This is a genomic window from Paraburkholderia nodosa (assembly GCF_001718195.1).
GTDB lineage: Bacteria > Pseudomonadota > Gammaproteobacteria > Burkholderiales > Burkholderiaceae > Paraburkholderia > Paraburkholderia nodosa_A.
In genome coordinates, this window is the sequence record NZ_MCNV01000026.1 from 90,901 (window position 1) to 106,750 (window position 15,850).

Sequence of the window (15,850 nt, forward strand, 5' to 3'; positions counted from 1 at the left end):
ACGTGAAGAGCCGAGGAGCTTATCCGCGCAACCGGGCGCCATACACTCGAGCCAGGCGATCCACCAGGGACTTGATGGCCATATCGACCGTTTCGTCCTGAAGGGTTCCGCCAGTATCTTGCAGGGTCACCCGGAAGGCAAGGCTTTTCTCGTCCGCGCCAAGTCCGGAAGTATTTGATTTTGCACGAAATTCATCGAAAAGCGCAACCCTCTGCACAATCCGGCAAGGCTCGTCTTGCATGCCCTTCTGGAACTCGTCGAGCAGTGCTTGCACCTCGATCTTTTGATCGACAACAAGAGCGATGTCACGGCGGACCGGCGGGAATTTCGAGACTTCGCCAGGCGTCGGCAGTTCGCGCGCCATCAGTGCGTCGGCCTCGACCTCGAAGAGCATCGGTGCATGAGGCAGGTCGTACTTCTGCATCCAGCGCGGATGCAGCTCGCCAATCCAGCCCACCGCACGGCCATCGATTTCGATGCGCGCGCTACGGCCCGGGTGCAGCGCGGGGTGTTCTGCCTTCACGAAACGCGGCGTCTTCGCGGCGCCAAGCGCTGCGAACAGCGCTTCGAGATCGCCCTTCACGTCGAAGAAGTCCACGCCGCGCGCTTGCGCGCCCCACTGCTCTTCGAGCGCGGGACCGTAGGCGAGCGCGCCGATCATCTTCGGTTGTGCGAAGCCTTCCACCGTCATCTCGCTCGCCTTGATCGACGGATCGTGCAGGAACACACGGCCCGACTCGAACACGCGCACGCGGTCGGCGCGGCGGTTGAGGTTGTGGCGCAGCACGTTGATGAGGCTGCCGAACAGCGTCGTGCGCATGACCGAGAGCTGGCTCGCGATCGGGTTCAGCAGCTTGACGGGATTCGCGTTGCCCGCGAAGTCCTGTTCCCATTCGGCATCGACGAAGCTGAAATTGATCGTCTCGGCGTAGTCGCGCGCGGCGAGCGCGTGACGAATGGCGTGGATCGAGCGGCGCGTTTCATTGGTCGCGCGCATTTCGCTGCGCGCCACCGGCGGCAACGCCGGAATCTTTTCGAAGCCGTAGATACGCGCGACTTCTTCGATCAGGTCTTCTTCGATCTCGATGTCGAAACGGTACGGCGGCGGCGTGACGCTAAAGCTCTCGTCGCCCGCATTGTCAACGCTACGCGTGAACGTGAGGCCGAGGCGCGTGAAAATCTTCGCGATCTCGTCGGCGCCGATCTTCACGCCGATGATGCGGTTCGCGCGCGCCACACGCATCTTCACCGCTTCGCGCTTGGGCACGTTCACGGTTTGATCGTCGATCGGGCCGGCTGCACCGCCGCAGATATCGAGGATCAGCTGCGTGATGCGCTCGATGTGCTCGACGGTCGTCGACCAGTCCACGCCGCGCTCGAAGCGATGGCCTGCATCGGTCGAGAAGTTGTAGCGGCGCGAGCGGCCCCGAATGCTGTCCGGCCACCAGAATGCGGCTTCGAGATAGATGTTCGCGGTGTCGAGCGTGACGGCCGTGCTGTCGCCGCCCATGATGCCCGCGAGGCTTTCGATCTCGCGGTCGTCGGCGATCACGCCCACGGTTTCGTCGACTTCGACGGTGTTGCCGTTGAGCAGCTTCAGCGTTTCGCCCGGCTTGCCCCAGCGCACGTCCATCGAGCCGTGGATCTTGTCGAGATCGAACACGTGCGACGGGCGGCCCAGTTCGAGCATCACGTAGTTCGAAATATCGACGAGCGCCGAGATGCTGCGCTGGCCCGAACGCTCGAGGCGCTCGACCATCCACATCGGCGTCTTCGCGTGCGCGTTCACGCCGCGGATCACGCGGCCCGAAAAGCGGCCGCACAGGTCCGGCGCCGAGATCTTCACGGGCAGCTTTTCATCGAGCTTCACTTCGACCTTCGGATACACGGGCGCCTGCAGCGGCGCGCCGGTGATCGCGGCCGTTTCGCGCGCGATGCCATACACCGAAAGGCAATCGGCCTTGTTCGGCGTGAGCTTGATTTCGAAGATGGTGTCGTCGAGATTTAGCGCTTCGCGGATGTCCTGGCCGATCGGCGTGTTTTCCGGCAGGATCATCAGGCCGCTGTGGTCTTCCGAGAGCTTCAGTTCACGCGCGGAGCACAGCATGCCCTGGCTTTCCACGCCACGCAGCTTGGAGAGCTTGATCGCGAAAGGCTTGCCGCCTTCTTCGGCGGGCGGCAGCTCGGCGCCCACGAGCGCCACGGGCACCTTGATGCCGGGCGCGACGTTGGGCGCGCCGCATACGATCTGCAGCGTCGCGCCGGTGCCGGCATCGACTTGCGTGACGTTGAGCTTGTCCGCGTCCGGGTGCTTGACGACTTCGAGCACACGGCCCACGACGATTTTCGTGGTGGGGGGCGCCGCCGGGCTCAGGCCTTCGACTTCGAGGCCGGCCATGGTGAGCGCGTGGGCCAGTTCATCGGTCGTGAGCTTCGGATCGACAAAGCTTCTCAGCCAGGATTCGGGGAATAGCATTTGGTTTTACGTTCCAGACAGATTGTGACCGTCGCGTAGGCGGATGCTCGCGCACCTTCTACAGGTGCTGCGTCCGCCTCGCGCACTGCAAGCGAATGCGTCGCCGCTCTACGCGAACTGACGCAAAAAGCGCAGATCGCCTTCGAAGAACAGGCGCAGGTCCTGCACGCCATAGCGCAGCATCGTCAGGCGTTCGAGGCCGCTGCCGAACGCAAAGCCGATGTAGCGCTCCGGGTCGAGGCCCATGTTGCGGATCACGGTCGGATGCACCTGGCCCGAGCCCGAGATCTCGAGCCACTTGCCGGCGTTCTTGCCTTGCTCGAACATCATGTCGATTTCGGCCGACGGCTCCGTGAACGGGAAGTACGACGGACGGAAGCGCACCTGAATGTCGTCACGTTCGAAGAACTTCTTGAGGAAGTCCGTGTAGACACCCTTCAGGTCTGCGAAGCTGATGTTCTCTTCGATCCACAGGCCTTCGACCTGATTGAACATCGGCGAGTGCGTGGCGTCGCTGTCCACGCGATACGTGCGGCCCGGCACGATCACCTTGATGGGCGGCGTGTGCGTGCGCGCGTAGCGCACCTGCATCGGACTCGTGTGCGTGCGCAACAAAAGCTGTCGGCCATCGGCGTCCTTGCCGTCCACGTAGAACGTGTCCTGCATGGAGCGCGCCGGATGGTTCTCCGGGCTGTTGAGCGAGGTGAAGTTGTACCAGTCGGTTTCGATCTCCGGACCGTCGGCCACGTCGAAGCCGATCGAGCCGAAAATGCGCTCGACGCGTTCCCACGTCTGCATCACGGGGTGCAGGCTGCCCGTGCCCGTGCCGCGGCCCGGCAGCGTGACGTCGATCGCCTCGGCGGCGAGACGCTGGTTCAGGAGCGCGTCCGCGAGCGCCTGGCGGCGCGCGGTGAGCGCGGCTTCCACTTGCTGCTTGACGGCGTTGATGCGCGCGCCTTCGGTCTTGCGCGTTTCCGCGTCGAGCTTGCCGAGACCCTTGAGCAGTTCGGTCAGCGCGCCGGACTTGCCGAGAAAGCGGGCCTTTTCGTTTTCAAGCGTGTTGACGTCGGGGGCGGAGGCGAACGCGCTTTGCGCGTCGGCGACAATCTGGTCCAGATCCATTGATCCCATCTTTTCAGCGTCAGAGTTTGAGACTTGGAGCCTCTCCGCGCTCACGGCACGCCATGATGACGCCTGGCAATGACGGCGCGAAGACACTCCATGAAGCGGCGCAAGAAGCGTAATTACCAACAAAAACGGGGCTCGGTGAGGAGCCCCGTTTTTGTTGCAGCATCACCGAGACTACCGGAATGTCTGCTGCAACGAACCTGCGCAATACCTGCTATCAGGCAGCGACGGCGGCCTTCACCTGCTTGACGATCGCAGCAAATGCAGCCTTGTCGAACACAGCCATGTCAGCCAGAACCTTGCGGTCGAGTTCGATCGAAGCCTTCTTCAGGCCGTTGATGAACACGCTGTAGGTCATGTCGTGCTGACGCACCGCCGCGTTGATACGCGTGATCCACAGTGCGCGGAACACACGCTTCTTGTTGCGGCGATCGCGGTAGGCGTACTGGCCTGCGCGCATGACCGCCTGCTTGGCGATGCGATAGACGTTATTGCGACGGCCGCGGTAACCCTTGGCCAGGTTGATGATCTTCTTGTGGCGGGCCCGTGCGGTAACCCCACGTTTGACTCGAGGCATGTTTCGCTCCTATGAGTTATCGGTTGAGGATTACGCGAACGGCAGCATTGCGCGCACGGAGTTCAGATCGGAATCATGAACGGCCGTTGCACCACGCAGATGACGCTTGTTCTTGGTGGTCTTCTTGGTCAGGATGTGACGCTTGAAGGCTTGACCGCGCTTGACGGTACCGCCCGGACGAACCACGAAGCGCTTCGCAGCGCTCTTCTTGGTCTTCATCTTCGGCATGACAGACAACTCCATTATTTGATGGACATGGGTGTGCGGTTGGCGCAGTGTTCACACACCTTGCCGGGACTCCGCCCTTCGAAACCCACTCCACTTGTTTTGGCGACTGGCTGGCTTTTTAAAACAAGCTCGCCGCCGCTTCCAGGAAAAACGCCCGTTTGCCGCACTTCACGTGCAGCGCGCGGGCGCCGTTCCGGAACCTGCTTGCCGCCTCCTGCGCCTGGGCGCCGAAGACGTCATTGAAAACTGCATGTTGACCGCCGCGCAGGTCGAACCGCGCGGCACGCCAGTTACTTCTTCTTCTTGGGCGAGAGCACCATGATCATCTGGCGCCCTTCCATCTTCGGCATTTGCTCGACCTGACCGACTTCTTCGAGGTCGGTGCGCAGGCGCTCGAGCATGCGCATACCGATTTCCTGGTGAGCCATTTCGCGGCCCCGGAAACGCAACGTGATCTTCGTCTTGTCGCCATCGTCGAGGAAGCGGATGAGATTACGCAGCTTGACGTTGTAATCGCCATCGTCTGTACCCGGGCGGAATTTGACTTCCTTGACCTGGATGACCTTCTGCTTGAGCTTGGCCTCGTGCTGCTTCTTCGATTCCTGGTACTTGAACTTGCCGTAGTCCATGAGGCGGCACACGGGAGGCACCGCCTGCGGGGCAATTTCAACCAGATCGACGTCCTGCTGTTCCGACATGCGGAACGCATCGGCCAGTTTTACGATGCCGAGCGGCTCGTTCTCGATTCCGACGAGACGCACCTCGGGTGCAGTGATTTCACCGTTGATGCGATGCGACTTATCCGTAGCGATGTTACGTTTCCTCTAAAAATTAAAAAAACGAGCCGCGCTGCCGCAGTGGCTTACCTGAACGTCTTGATGTCTTCCGCAAGACGCGCTGTAAAGGCATCGACGGGCATGACACCCAGATCGACGCCGCCACGGGCACGCACGGCTACCGTTTGTGCTTCACGCTCCTTGTCGCCGACGACAAGCAGGTATGGGACCTTCTCAAGCGTGTGCTCGCGTATTTTATAGCTAATTTTCTCGTTGCGCAAATCGGCCACCACTCTAAGCCCTTGTTTTTGCAACGATTGGACCAGATTCGCGGCATATTCGGCCTGACTTTCCGCGATATTCATCACAACGGCCTGCACCGGAGCGAGCCACGGCGGCATCGCGCCGGCATGGTGCTCGATCAGAATCCCGAGGAAGCGCTCCATCGAACCGAGGATGGCCCGGTGCAGCATGATCGGGCGGCGGCGGCTGTTGTCCTCGGCCACGTACTCGGCGCCAAGGCGCTCCGGCAGGACCATGTCAAGCTGCAGCGTACCGCACTGCCACGAGCGGCCGAGCGCGTCCTTGATGTGGTACTCGACCTTCGGACCGTAGAACGCGCCCTCGCCCGGCAGTTCTTCCCACTGCAGACCGCAGGCCGTGAGCGCCTCGCGCAGGCCCTGCTCGGCGCGATCCCACGTCTCATCCGTCCCCGCGCGCGAATCCGGGCGCAGCGAGAGCTTGATGTCGATGTGATCGAACCCGAAATCCTTGTAAATGCTCATCGCCAGCGTGTTGAAGGCGATCGACTCGCTGATGATCTGATCTTCCGTACAGAAGATGTGCGCATCGTCCTGGACGAAGCCGCGCACGCGCATGAGGCCGTGCAGCGCGCCCGACGCCTCGTTGCGGTGGCACGAGCCGAACTCCGCGTAGCGCAGGGGCAGATCGCGGTACGAGCGCAAGCCATGGTTGAACACCTGGACGTGGCCCGGGCAGTTCATCGGCTTGATCGCGTAGTCGCGCTTTTCCGACTCCGTCGTGAACATGTTTTCACGATAGTTCTGCCAGTGACCCGACGCTTCCCAGAGCGAACGGTCCATGATCATCGGCGTCTTGATTTCGTCGTAGCCGGCCAGGCGCAGGCGGCCGCGCATGTACTGCTCGACCTGCTGCCAGAGCGTCCAGCCCTTCGGGTGCCAGAACACCATGCCCGGCGACTCGTCCTGCATGTGGAACAGGTCGAGCTGCTTGCCGAGCTTGCGGTGGTCGCGCTTTTCGGCCTCTTCGAGCATGTGGAGGTACTGATCCTGGTCTTCCTTCTTCGTCCAGGCCGTGCCGTAGATGCGCTGCAGCTGCTCGTTCTTCGAGTCGCCGCGCCAGTAGGCGCCCGCGACCTTCATGAGCTTGAAGACCTTCAGTTTGCCCGTGGACGGCACGTGCGGGCCGCGGCACAGGTCCGTGAAGCCGCCGTGCGAGTACAGCTTGATTTCCTGGTCGCCCGGAATCGACTCGATGATCTCGGCCTTGTACTTCTCGCCGATGCTCTTGAAGTAGTCCACGGCTTCGCCGCGCGTGACGACGCGGCGCGACACCGGCTCGTCCTTCTTCGAGAGTTCCTGCATGCGCTTTTCGATCTTCTCGAGATCTTCGGGCGTGAAGGGACGGTTATAGGCAAAGTCGTAGTAGAAACCGTTGTCGATGACCGGTCCGATCGTGACCTGCGCTTCCGGATACAGCTCCTTCACCGCGTAGGCGAGCAAGTGCGCCGTCGAGTGACGGATGATGTCGAGGCCGTCGGCGTCCTTGTCCGTGACGATGGCGAGCGATGCGTCGCGATCGATCAGCGTCGACGTATCGACCAGTTCGCCGTCGAGCTTGCCGCCGAGCGCCGCCTTGGCGAGGCCGGGGCCAATCGAAGCCGCCACTTCGGCGACCGTGACGGGATGATCGTACTGTCGAACCGAACCGTCGGGCAGACGTATCGCAACCATGTTTTTCTCCAGAAGTGCCGCGCAGGCACATCGTATTGTTCGTGGGGAACAGACCGCGGAAAACTTCGCAGCGAAAAAAAATGCGGCCCCGCTTTCGAGGGGCCGCATTCACTTTTCAAACCTGACTGCAGAGGCGAAAGAGGTCCTCGACTAGCGTCGCTCCGAAGTAGTTTCGGTAAACGTTCGCGGTGTCATAACCGTATTCGCCTTATGGCTGCTTCCTTTGCAGGCGCAGCGCGCTGTGTGCATTTACTGCCTTGAGCCCCCAGCAAAGCCAAGGATTCGATTTCGTTGGTAGGCTCGATTGGACTCGAACCAACGACCCCCACCATGTCAAGGTGGTGCTCTAACCAGCTGAGCTACGAGCCTGAAGAAGGAAGATTATATGAAGTAGCCGCAGACTTGGCAAGCATTTTTTGCAGCGCGGCAATCTTTGCCTGCCTCGTCTGGCCGCCTCAGCCCCTGCGCGACGCCCGCTGCACTCCGCCCACCTCGCCGAGCAGCACGCATGCGCGCTGGATCTGCGCCGAACTCGACACTTCCACCGTGAACTGCATGTACGCCGCATTGCGGCGAGACTGCGTCTTCACGCCGATCACGTTCATCTTCTCGCGCGCGAACACTTCGGAGATGTCGCGCAGCAAACCCTGGCGGTCGGTCGCCTCGATCGAGATATCGACCGGGTAGACCGACTGACCGCGCCCGCCCATCACGTCGGCGGACCACGTGGTGTGCAGCACGCGCTCGGGCGCGCGGGCGGCCATGCGCCGGAAGGTCGGGCAGTCGCTGCGATGGATCGACATGCCCTTGCCGCGCGTGACGAAACCGCTGATCGCGTCGGGCGGCGCGGGCCGGCAGCAGCGCGCGAGCTGCGTAAGGAGCGCGTCCACGCCCACCACCAGCACGCCCGACGATCCGCCATGCGCGACGTTCGCGCCGCTCGCGCGCTTGGTGAGCTGCTCGGGCGTCTCCTCTTCGGGCTCGGCCGCGGGCGCGTCGTGCAGCGCGTGCTCGACGTTGCGCAGGCTGAACTCTTCCTTGCCGACCACGCTGAAGAGATCGTCGGGCGACTTGAAGCCCAGCTTGGCCGCGAGCTGATCGAGACTGACCGACGTGCGGCCCTCGCGCTGCAGCGTCTTTTCCACCATCGCGCGGCCGTTGGCGATGTTTTCCTGCGCCTCGATCGCGTTGAACCACGCGCGGACCTTCTGGCGCGCACGCGGGCTCTGGAGATAACCGAGCTGCGGATTGAGCCAGTCCCGCGACGGGCCGCCCTCTTTCACCGAGACGATTTCGACCGTCTGGCCGTTGCGCAGCTGGGTGTTGAGCGGCACCATCGCGCCGTCCACGCGCGCGCCGCGGCAGCGATGGCCCAGTTCGCTGTGCAGGTGATAGGCGAAGTCGAGCGGCGTTGCGCCCTGCGGCAGCGCGATCACGCGCGCCTGGGGCGTGAGGACGTAGATGTGGTCGTCGTCGAGGGTGGCCTGGCGCAACTGCTCCCACGGCTGGCGTCCATCCGACACATCGTCCTTCCACGCGAGCAGCTGGCGCAGCCACGCGATCTTCTCGTCGTAGCTGCTGCTCGCGCTGAACTGGCCGCCGTAGCCCTTCGCACCGGCTTCCTTGTAGCGCCAGTGCGCGGCCACGCCGTATTCGGCGAACTGATGCATCTCGTGCGTGCGGATCTGCACTTCGAACGCGCGGCCGTCGTCGCCGATCACGACCGTATGCAGCGAGCGATAACCGTTGGGCTTGGGCCGCGAGATGTAGTCGTCGAATTCCCTCGGCACCGGCTGCCAGAGGTTGTGCACGATGCCGAGCACCGTGTAGCAATCCTTGATGTCGGGCACGATCACGCGGAACGCGCGCACGTCGTAAAGCTCGGAGAAGTCGATCTCCTTGCCGCGCATCTTCTTCCAGATGCTGTAGATGTGCTTGGGCCGCCCGCTCACCTCGGCCTGGATATGCGCAGCGGCAAGCTCGCTCTGCAGCCGCGCGATCGCCTCGGACACGTAGCTCTCGCGCTCCACGCGCTTTTCGTCGAGCAGCTTTGCGATGCGCTTGTAGGTATCGGGCTCCTGGAAGCGGAACGCGAGGTCTTCGAGTTCCCACTTCAGTTGCCAGATGCCGAGGCGGTTGGCGAGCGGTGCGTAGATTTCGAGCGTCTCGTGCGCGATCTCGGGCGCCGGCTTGATCTTCGCCGCCGCATAAAAGCGCAGCGACTGCAAACGCGACGCGAGTCGGATCAGCACGACGCGAATGTCCTGCGCGAACGCGAGCAGCATCTTGCGCAGCGACTCGACCTGCGCGCGCCGCGCCGCCTGGGCGTCGCGACTTTCGCGACCCGCTTCGGGCACGGCGTGCTGCGCCGCGCGCAGGCTCACGGTGCCGAGCCGCAAGAGCTTGCGCACGTCGAACACGAGCTTCGCGACTTCCGCGCCGAAGCGCGCTTCGAGCGCGCCTTCCGGTTCGTCGAGATGCGGCGCGAGATTGAAGAGCGCCGCGGCAAGCACCGCAGGCGGGTCGACATTGAGCCGGCTCATGATGACTGCCGTGCCCTGCGCATGCTCGATGAGCGGCTCGCCCGTGGAAAGACGTGCGTCGCCGGCGTGCTCGCGCACGAACGCAAGCGCGTCGTCGAGCGAGGGCAGCGCGCCGGGATCGGCGGTAACCGCGGGGGAAGGAGGAACGGTGTCGCTACTCATGAGGCGATGCCCACCGGCTTGCCGGACGGGCGACAACGAAAAGGATCAAACCAGCTGCTCAATCGCGCTGCGCAGCCACCACGACGATCTCGACCAGGCATTCCGGATTCGCGAGCTTCGCTTCGACCGTCGCGCGCGGCGGCGTCGCGCCTTGCGCAACCCACTTGTCCCACTCGGCGTTCATGCCGGGGAAATCCTTCATGTCGGCGATATAGATCTGCACCGAGAGCAGCAGCGACTTGTCGCTGTTCGCCTCACCCAGCAGACGGTCGATGTGGCCGAGCACTTCGCGCATCTGGCCGCCGATGTCCTGCGTCGTGTCTTCGGCGATCTGGCCAGCCAGGTAGACGGTGCCATTGTGGATGGCGGTTTCCGAGAGACGCGGGCCAACGTGGTGACGAATGACTGCCATGAAAATTCCTGTTGAGAAGTGAAAAACGGTCGACTTCCGGGCCGCTACGATCCAGCGCGCATCGGCGCGCGCCGGAATATGCCGGCCAATCTCATATTATGACGCGCGAAGGGCCTCGCCGTCGAAGAAACGGCGCGCGATCGCGATCTGGTCGGGCGCGAGGAAGGCCGGCGCGTGCCCGACGCCCTCGATTTCGACGCTCGATACCTGGCGCCCGGTCGCGACCATCTTCTCGACGGTTTCACGCGAAAGCAGGTCCGAAAGCGCGCCGCGCACGACGAGCACAGGCCCTTCGAACGCAGCGAGCGAGCGCCACAGGAACTTCTCGCCCTCCTCGTTCTGCTCGGGCGTGATCGACTTGAAGGGCTCCGCAATGCGCGGGTCGTACCGGTAGCGCCACGTGCCTTCCACTTCATGCAGCAACGGCGTATTGATCTCGCGCCATTCATGGGCACTCAGCGGACCGAACGAGGCCGCGAGAAGCGCCGCGTTGTCGATGCCTTCCTGGAGCGTAGCGAAAGACCCGCCTTGCCCGACGTACTCGCCGATGCGCGCGAGCGACGCGGGTTCGATATGCGGCCCGACGTCGTTGAGCAGCATGCGGCCGATGGGCGCGCCCGGCAGCCCCGCGAGCGCCATGCCGATCAGGCCGCCCATCGACGTGCCGAACCAGTCCACCTTCTCCACGCCGGTACGTGCGATCAACGTGACCATGTCGGCCACATACTGCGCGACGCCGTAGCCGCGCGGGTCGAGCAGCCACGATGACAGCCCCCGCCCTGCCACGTCGGGGCACACGACACGATACCGGTCGGCCATCGTGGCCGCGAAGCGGTCGAAGTCGCGCCCCGAGCGCGTGAGTCCATGCACGCACACGAGCACGCGCGGGTTGGCGGGGTCGCCCCACTCGGTGTACGCGATGCGGTGCAGGCCCGCGGGACTGAGACACTGGACGTATTGCTGGCGCGGCACTGCGGTCGATTCGGTCATCGCGGAATCCTCGCTCGAAGGCGCATCAAGGCTTTCGGCCGATTGTAAACGGCTTTGCCGCACGGCATCGTCGGTCAAGCCGCACGCGGACCGTGCGCAAGCCATGCGCAAAAACGAAACGGGCGAGACCGAAGTCTCGCCCGCCGCCAATCGTGCTTACGCGACGACGTTCAGCCCACGGCGCTCACGTCGAGCGGCGCGCCGGTCTTCGCCTTGATCTCGTCGATCGTGACACCCGGTGCGAGTTCGGTCACCTTCAGACCCGCATCGCTCACTTCCATCACGCCGAGGTCGGTGATGATGAGATCGACCACGCCCACGCCCGTCAGCGGCAAGGTGCAGGCCTCGAGGATCTTGTGCTGGTCGCCCTTCGCGACGTGCTCCATCAGCACGACCACGCGGCCGACGCCCGCCACGAGGTCCATCGCGCCGCCCATACCCTTGATCATCTTGCCGGGGATCATCCAGTTGGCCAGGTCGCCCTTCTCGCTCACCTGCATCGCACCGAGGATCGCCAGGTTGATGTGGCCGCCGCGAATCATCGCGAACGAGTCCGCGGACGAGAAAATCGACGAACCCGCCAGCGTTGTCACGGTCTGTTTGCCGGCGTTGATCATGTCGGCGTCCACTTCGTCTTCGGTCGGGAACGGGCCGATGCCGAGCAGGCCGTTTTCCGACTGCAGCCACACTTCCATGCCCGCGGGCACATGGTTGGCCACGAGCGTGGGCAGCCCGATGCCGAGGTTCACGTAGAAGCCGTCCTGCAGTTCCTTCGCCGCGCGCGCGGCCATTTCGTCACGATTCCAAGCCATGGTCGGTCTCCTTCCTCAGTTGCCCGCGGGTTTGCCAGCTGCGGCGCGCACGGTGCGTTGTTCGATGCGCTTTTCCGGGTGCGCGTTGAGCACGATGCGCTGCACGAAGATGCCCGGCGTATGAACGGCGTCCGGATCGAGTGCGCCGTTCTCGACGATCTCTTCCACTTCCGCCACGGTGATCTTGCCCGCCATCGCGCACATCGGGTTGAAGTTGCGCGCCGTGCGGCGGAACACCAGGTTGCCCGACTTGTCGGCCTTCCATGCCTTCACGAGCGCGACGTCTGCCGTGAGCGAATGCTCGAGCACATAGTGCTTGTCGCCGAACTGGCGCGTTTCCTTGCCTTCGGCGATCAGCGTGCCGAAGCCGGTATTCGTGAAGAACGCCGGGATGCCGGCGCCGCCCGCGCGCAGCTTTTCAGCCAGCGTGCCTTGCGGCGTGAATTCGAGTTCGAGTTCGCCCGACAGATACTGGCGCTCGAATTCCTTGTTCTCGCCCACGTAGGAGGAGATCATTTTCTTGATCTGGCGCGTCTCCAGCAGCAGGCCGAGGCCGAAGCCGTCCACGCCTGCGTTGTTGCTGATGCAGGTGATGCCCTTCACGCCCGTATCGCGCAGTGCGGCGATCAGGGCTTCGGGAATGCCGCACAGCCCAAAACCGCCAACCGCGAATGTCTGGCCGTCCTTGACGATGCCCTCGAGCGCGGCAGCCGCGCTTTTATAGACCTTGTTCATCAGTGTGTCCCTTCCTCGAATGGAAATCCGCCAATCCGGTTTGTCGCGCGGACGTCTGGCGCGTCCGGATGTTCAATTCTAGTCATGCCCCGGCGGCGCTGCCGTGAAGCCGGCAGCCCGGCCGGGCCGTGCGCACGGGCCCAAACGAGCCGCGCGAGCCTGGAAAACTGCCCCTCCGATGGGTGCAAAGCGTACGCTGGCCCCCTGTTGCGGCACAATACGCAAAACTACATAAAGCAATACCCGCACCGTCCGCCATGGCTGCTCCCACCCAATCCGTCGAACGCTCCGCGCTCGACTACCAGACCGCGTTCCATCTCGCGCCCATCGGCCTCGTACTGGCGCGCGAGCGCACCATCGTCGATTGCAACGACCAGGTCGCCGCAATCTTCTGCTGCGTACGCGAGGCGCTGATCGGCCAGTCGTTCCAGGTGCTCTACCCTTCCGCGGACGAGTTCGAGCGCATTGGCGCACGCATCCCGCCGATCATGACGGCGCAAGGCAGCTATGCCGACGACCGCATCATGAAGCGCGCCAACGGCGAACTCTTCTGGTGCCACGTCACGGGGCGCTCGCTCGATCGCGCCGAGCCGCACGCGGCGGGCGTCTGGACGTTTGAAGACCTGAGCGCGACGCGCCGCGTGGCCATCGAGCTCACGCCGCGCGAGCGCGAGATCGCCGCGCAGCTCGTTACGGGCAAGACCAGCAAGCAGATCGGGCGCGTGCTCGATATCAGCCCGCGCACCGTGGATGTCTATCGCGCGCGCCTCATGCGCAAGTACGACACCGGCAACGCCACCGAGCTGCTGCAGCGGCTGCTCGGCCAGTAAGGACGCCAGGGCCGCGCACTGCGGGGCAGCGCGCGACATCGGGGCGCTCAACCTATCCGGTCGGACTTCACCAGTCCCGCATGCTCGATGGTGGCGCGCAACATATCGGGAATCGGCACCGATTTGCCTGCCGCGTAGTCGATCCACACACAGCGCGCGTTCCCGCGTGCGTAGAGCGTGTCCGGCTCGTCGGCGCGGCGCAACTCGAAACCGGTGTCGAAGCTGCTGCGGCCGGGCTGGCCGACCGTCATCGTGCAGACGATGTCGCCGGGGTAATGCAGTTGCTTGAGAAATTCCATCGAAGCATTGACGATCACGGGGCCCTGTCCGTCGCCGCTCTCCGAGGCCACGCCAAGATGCTCGAACCAGGAAATGCGCACCTGCTCCATGTAGCGAAAATAGACCGTGTTGTTCACATGGCCGAACGCATCCATGTCGCCCCAACGGATCGGCATGGTCATTTCAAATACGGGGTGGTAGTCACTCATTGCACTTCAACTTCGTGTTGTTGCGGAAAACAGAATGCCGGGCGCCGGCCGGACTCGCCTCAGTTCAGGTGAGCCCGAAGCCGTCGTCGGCGGTGATGATCGAACCGTTGATGAACGACGACTCGTCGGCGGCGAGCAGCAGCAGCAGGCCGTCCAGGTCTTCGGGTTTGCCGACGCGGTGGCGCGGCAGCATCGAAACGAGCTTTTGCCCCTGCTCGGTCGACCAGTGGTGGTGGTTGATCTCCGTGTCGATGTAGCCCGGGCAGATCGCGTTCACGTTGATGCCGTGGCGGCCCCACTCGAGCGCCATCGCCTTCGTCATGTGGACGACCGCGGCCTTGCTGATCGCATACAGGCCGATTTGCGGCAGCACACGCAGTCCCGCCACCGAAGCGATATTGATGATGCGGTAGGCCGGCTTCGGGCCGCCGCCGTTGCCGCGCATGATCATCCGTTTGGCCACTTCCTGGGCCACGAAAAAGGCGCCACGCGTGTTGGTATCGAACACGTATTCGAAGTCGGCGGGCGTGACGTCGGCGAGCTTTTGCGTCGTGGAGACGCCCGAGTTGTTGACGAGGATGTCGATGGTCCCCGCCTCGGTTTCCGCGTGCGCGACCGCCGAGCGAATGCTCTGGTAGTCGGTCACGTCGAGCGAGACGACGTGCGCGGCGCCCCCGCTCGCCTCGATTTCGGCGCGCAGCTCCTTGAGCCGCTCCACGCGGCGACTCGCCAGCACGACCTTTGCGCCCGCCTGCGAGAGCACCTGGGCGAAGCGCTTGCCGAGCCCGCTGGAGGCCCCCGTGATCATCGCGACCTTGCCTTCCAGATTGATCGAACGGCCCATTTCCGGTTCCTGTTCAGAGGTAAATAGGCGCCAGAACGCGGCGGGGTCGGCCCGCCAAATCTGACGCCACAGAATAGAACGGTCGTGCTAATGTTAGCCTGTTGGGTTGCGGCACGGGGAACGTTACCCGACAATACGATCCCGAAAAAAGCATTCTAATGGCAAGAGGAGCATTGATGACCCCCGCAAGTCTTTTAGAGCAATACGGCCCACGCGAGTCGATGGAATACGACGTGGTGATCGTCGGTGGCGGTCCTGCCGGGCTGTCTGCCGCGATCCGCCTGAAGCAACTGGCCGCGGAGAAAGGCGCTGAGATCGGCGTCTGCGTGCTGGAGAAAGGCTCGGAAATCGGGGCGCATATCCTCTCGGGCGCGGTCATGGACCCGCGTGCCCTGAACGAGCTGATGCCGGACTGGAAAGAGCAAGGCGCACCGCTGAACGTGCCCGTGACCGAGGACAAGTTCCTTTTTCTTTCCGAAACGGGGGCTACGGCTGTGCCGAACTGGGCGCTGCCCGACAACTTCAAGAACCACGGCAACTACGTCATCAGCCTCGCGAACGTCACGCGCTGGCTGGGCCAGCAGGCCGAAGCCCTGGGCGTGGAAATCTTCCCGGGCTTCCCCGCTGCCGAAGTGCTCTACAACGACGACGGCTCGGTCAAGGGCGTCGCCACCGGCAACGTGGGTGTGGGCAAGGACGGCGAGCCCACCGAAAACTTCCAGCTCGGCATGGAGCTGCACGCCAAGTACACGCTGTTCTGCGAAGGCTGCCGCGGGCACCTGGGCCGTCAACTGAACGAGAAGTTCAAGCTCGGCAAGGATTCGGACCCGCAGGTCTACGGCATCGGCATCAAGG

General features: G+C 63.6%; 15 protein-coding genes and 1 tRNA gene. 2 read left to right on the top strand and 14 right to left on the bottom strand.

The features are described 5' to 3' along the window. Window positions 1–19 precede the first annotated feature (19 nt). The 12 genes from pheT to BFD71_RS31480 form a co-directional block, all read right to left on the bottom strand. Window positions 20–2,476, bottom strand: coding sequence for a phenylalanine--tRNA ligase subunit beta (gene pheT, locus BFD71_RS31425; RefSeq protein ID WP_069268187.1), 2,457 nt, complete (start codon window positions 2,474–2,476; stop codon window positions 20–22). A 108-nt stretch (window positions 2,477–2,584) separates the two neighbouring features. Then, window positions 2,585–3,598 (bottom strand): phenylalanine--tRNA ligase subunit alpha, encoded by a 1,014-nt coding sequence (gene pheS, locus BFD71_RS31430; protein WP_069268188.1) that lies wholly within the window; start codon window positions 3,596–3,598, stop codon window positions 2,585–2,587. A 223-nt stretch (window positions 3,599–3,821) separates the two neighbouring features. Beyond that, the gene (gene rplT, locus BFD71_RS31435; RefSeq protein WP_004192938.1) at window positions 3,822–4,181 is read right to left on the bottom strand and encodes a 50S ribosomal protein L20; all 360 of its coding nucleotides are present in this window, start codon (window positions 4,179–4,181) and stop codon (window positions 3,822–3,824) included. Between the two features lie 30 nt (window positions 4,182–4,211). After that, entirely contained in the window at window positions 4,212–4,409 is a 198-nt protein-coding gene (rpmI, locus tag BFD71_RS31440) for a 50S ribosomal protein L35 (RefSeq protein ID WP_004191477.1), read from the bottom strand. Window positions 4,410–4,699: 290 nt separating this feature from the next. Next, window positions 4,700–5,221, bottom strand: a complete 522-nt coding sequence (gene infC / locus BFD71_RS31445) for a translation initiation factor IF-3 (RefSeq protein WP_083245567.1) — start codon at window positions 5,219–5,221, stop codon at window positions 4,700–4,702. Window positions 5,222–5,271: 50 nt separating this feature from the next. Continuing rightward, entirely contained in the window at window positions 5,272–7,179 is a 1,908-nt protein-coding gene (gene thrS / locus BFD71_RS31450; protein ID WP_069268189.1) for a threonine--tRNA ligase, read from the bottom strand. Window positions 7,180–7,471: 292 nt separating this feature from the next. After that, window positions 7,472–7,548, bottom strand: a tRNA-Val gene (locus tag BFD71_RS31455). 86 nt (window positions 7,549–7,634) lie between these two features. After that, window positions 7,635–9,884 (bottom strand): RelA/SpoT family protein, encoded by a 2,250-nt coding sequence (locus BFD71_RS31460; protein ID WP_069268190.1) that lies wholly within the window; start codon window positions 9,882–9,884, stop codon window positions 7,635–7,637. Between the two features lie 58 nt (window positions 9,885–9,942). Further along, window positions 9,943–10,296 (bottom strand): RidA family protein, encoded by a 354-nt coding sequence (locus BFD71_RS31465; protein WP_069268191.1) that lies wholly within the window; start codon window positions 10,294–10,296, stop codon window positions 9,943–9,945. Window positions 10,297–10,392: 96 nt separating this feature from the next. Next, complete coding sequence (locus BFD71_RS31470; protein ID WP_069268192.1) at window positions 10,393–11,286, bottom strand: alpha/beta fold hydrolase; 894 nt, start codon at window positions 11,284–11,286, stop codon at window positions 10,393–10,395. A 170-nt stretch (window positions 11,287–11,456) separates the two neighbouring features. After that, complete coding sequence (locus BFD71_RS31475) at window positions 11,457–12,098, bottom strand: CoA transferase subunit B (protein ID WP_069268193.1); 642 nt, start codon at window positions 12,096–12,098, stop codon at window positions 11,457–11,459. A gap of 15 nt (window positions 12,099–12,113) precedes the next feature. Continuing rightward, window positions 12,114–12,833 carry a CoA transferase subunit A gene (locus tag BFD71_RS31480; protein WP_069268194.1) on the bottom strand — a complete coding sequence of 240 codons (720 nt, stop codon included), beginning with the start codon at window positions 12,831–12,833 and terminating at the stop codon, window positions 12,114–12,116. Between the two features lie 257 nt (window positions 12,834–13,090). Here BFD71_RS31480 and BFD71_RS31485 point away from each other — a divergent pair, with 257 nt between their 5' ends. Beyond that, window positions 13,091–13,663: a LuxR C-terminal-related transcriptional regulator gene (locus tag BFD71_RS31485; protein ID WP_069268195.1), complete on the top strand. Its 573-nt coding sequence runs from the start codon at window positions 13,091–13,093 to the stop codon at window positions 13,661–13,663. Window positions 13,664–13,710: 47 nt separating this feature from the next. On the opposite strand, the gene BFD71_RS31490 is transcribed toward BFD71_RS31485, so the two are convergent. Continuing rightward, complete coding sequence (locus tag BFD71_RS31490; protein ID WP_069268196.1) at window positions 13,711–14,151, bottom strand: acyl-CoA thioesterase; 441 nt, start codon at window positions 14,149–14,151, stop codon at window positions 13,711–13,713. A 64-nt stretch (window positions 14,152–14,215) separates the two neighbouring features. Further along, on the bottom strand, window positions 14,216–14,995 hold the full coding sequence (locus BFD71_RS31495; RefSeq protein ID WP_028204260.1) for an SDR family oxidoreductase: 780 nt from the start codon (window positions 14,993–14,995) through the stop codon (window positions 14,216–14,218). 176 nt (window positions 14,996–15,171) lie between these two features. Between BFD71_RS31495 and BFD71_RS31500 the strand changes: the two genes are divergently transcribed. Then, the coding region (locus BFD71_RS31500) for an NAD(P)/FAD-dependent oxidoreductase (RefSeq protein WP_141710866.1) at window positions 15,172–15,850 on the top strand (679 nt) is incomplete at its 3' end.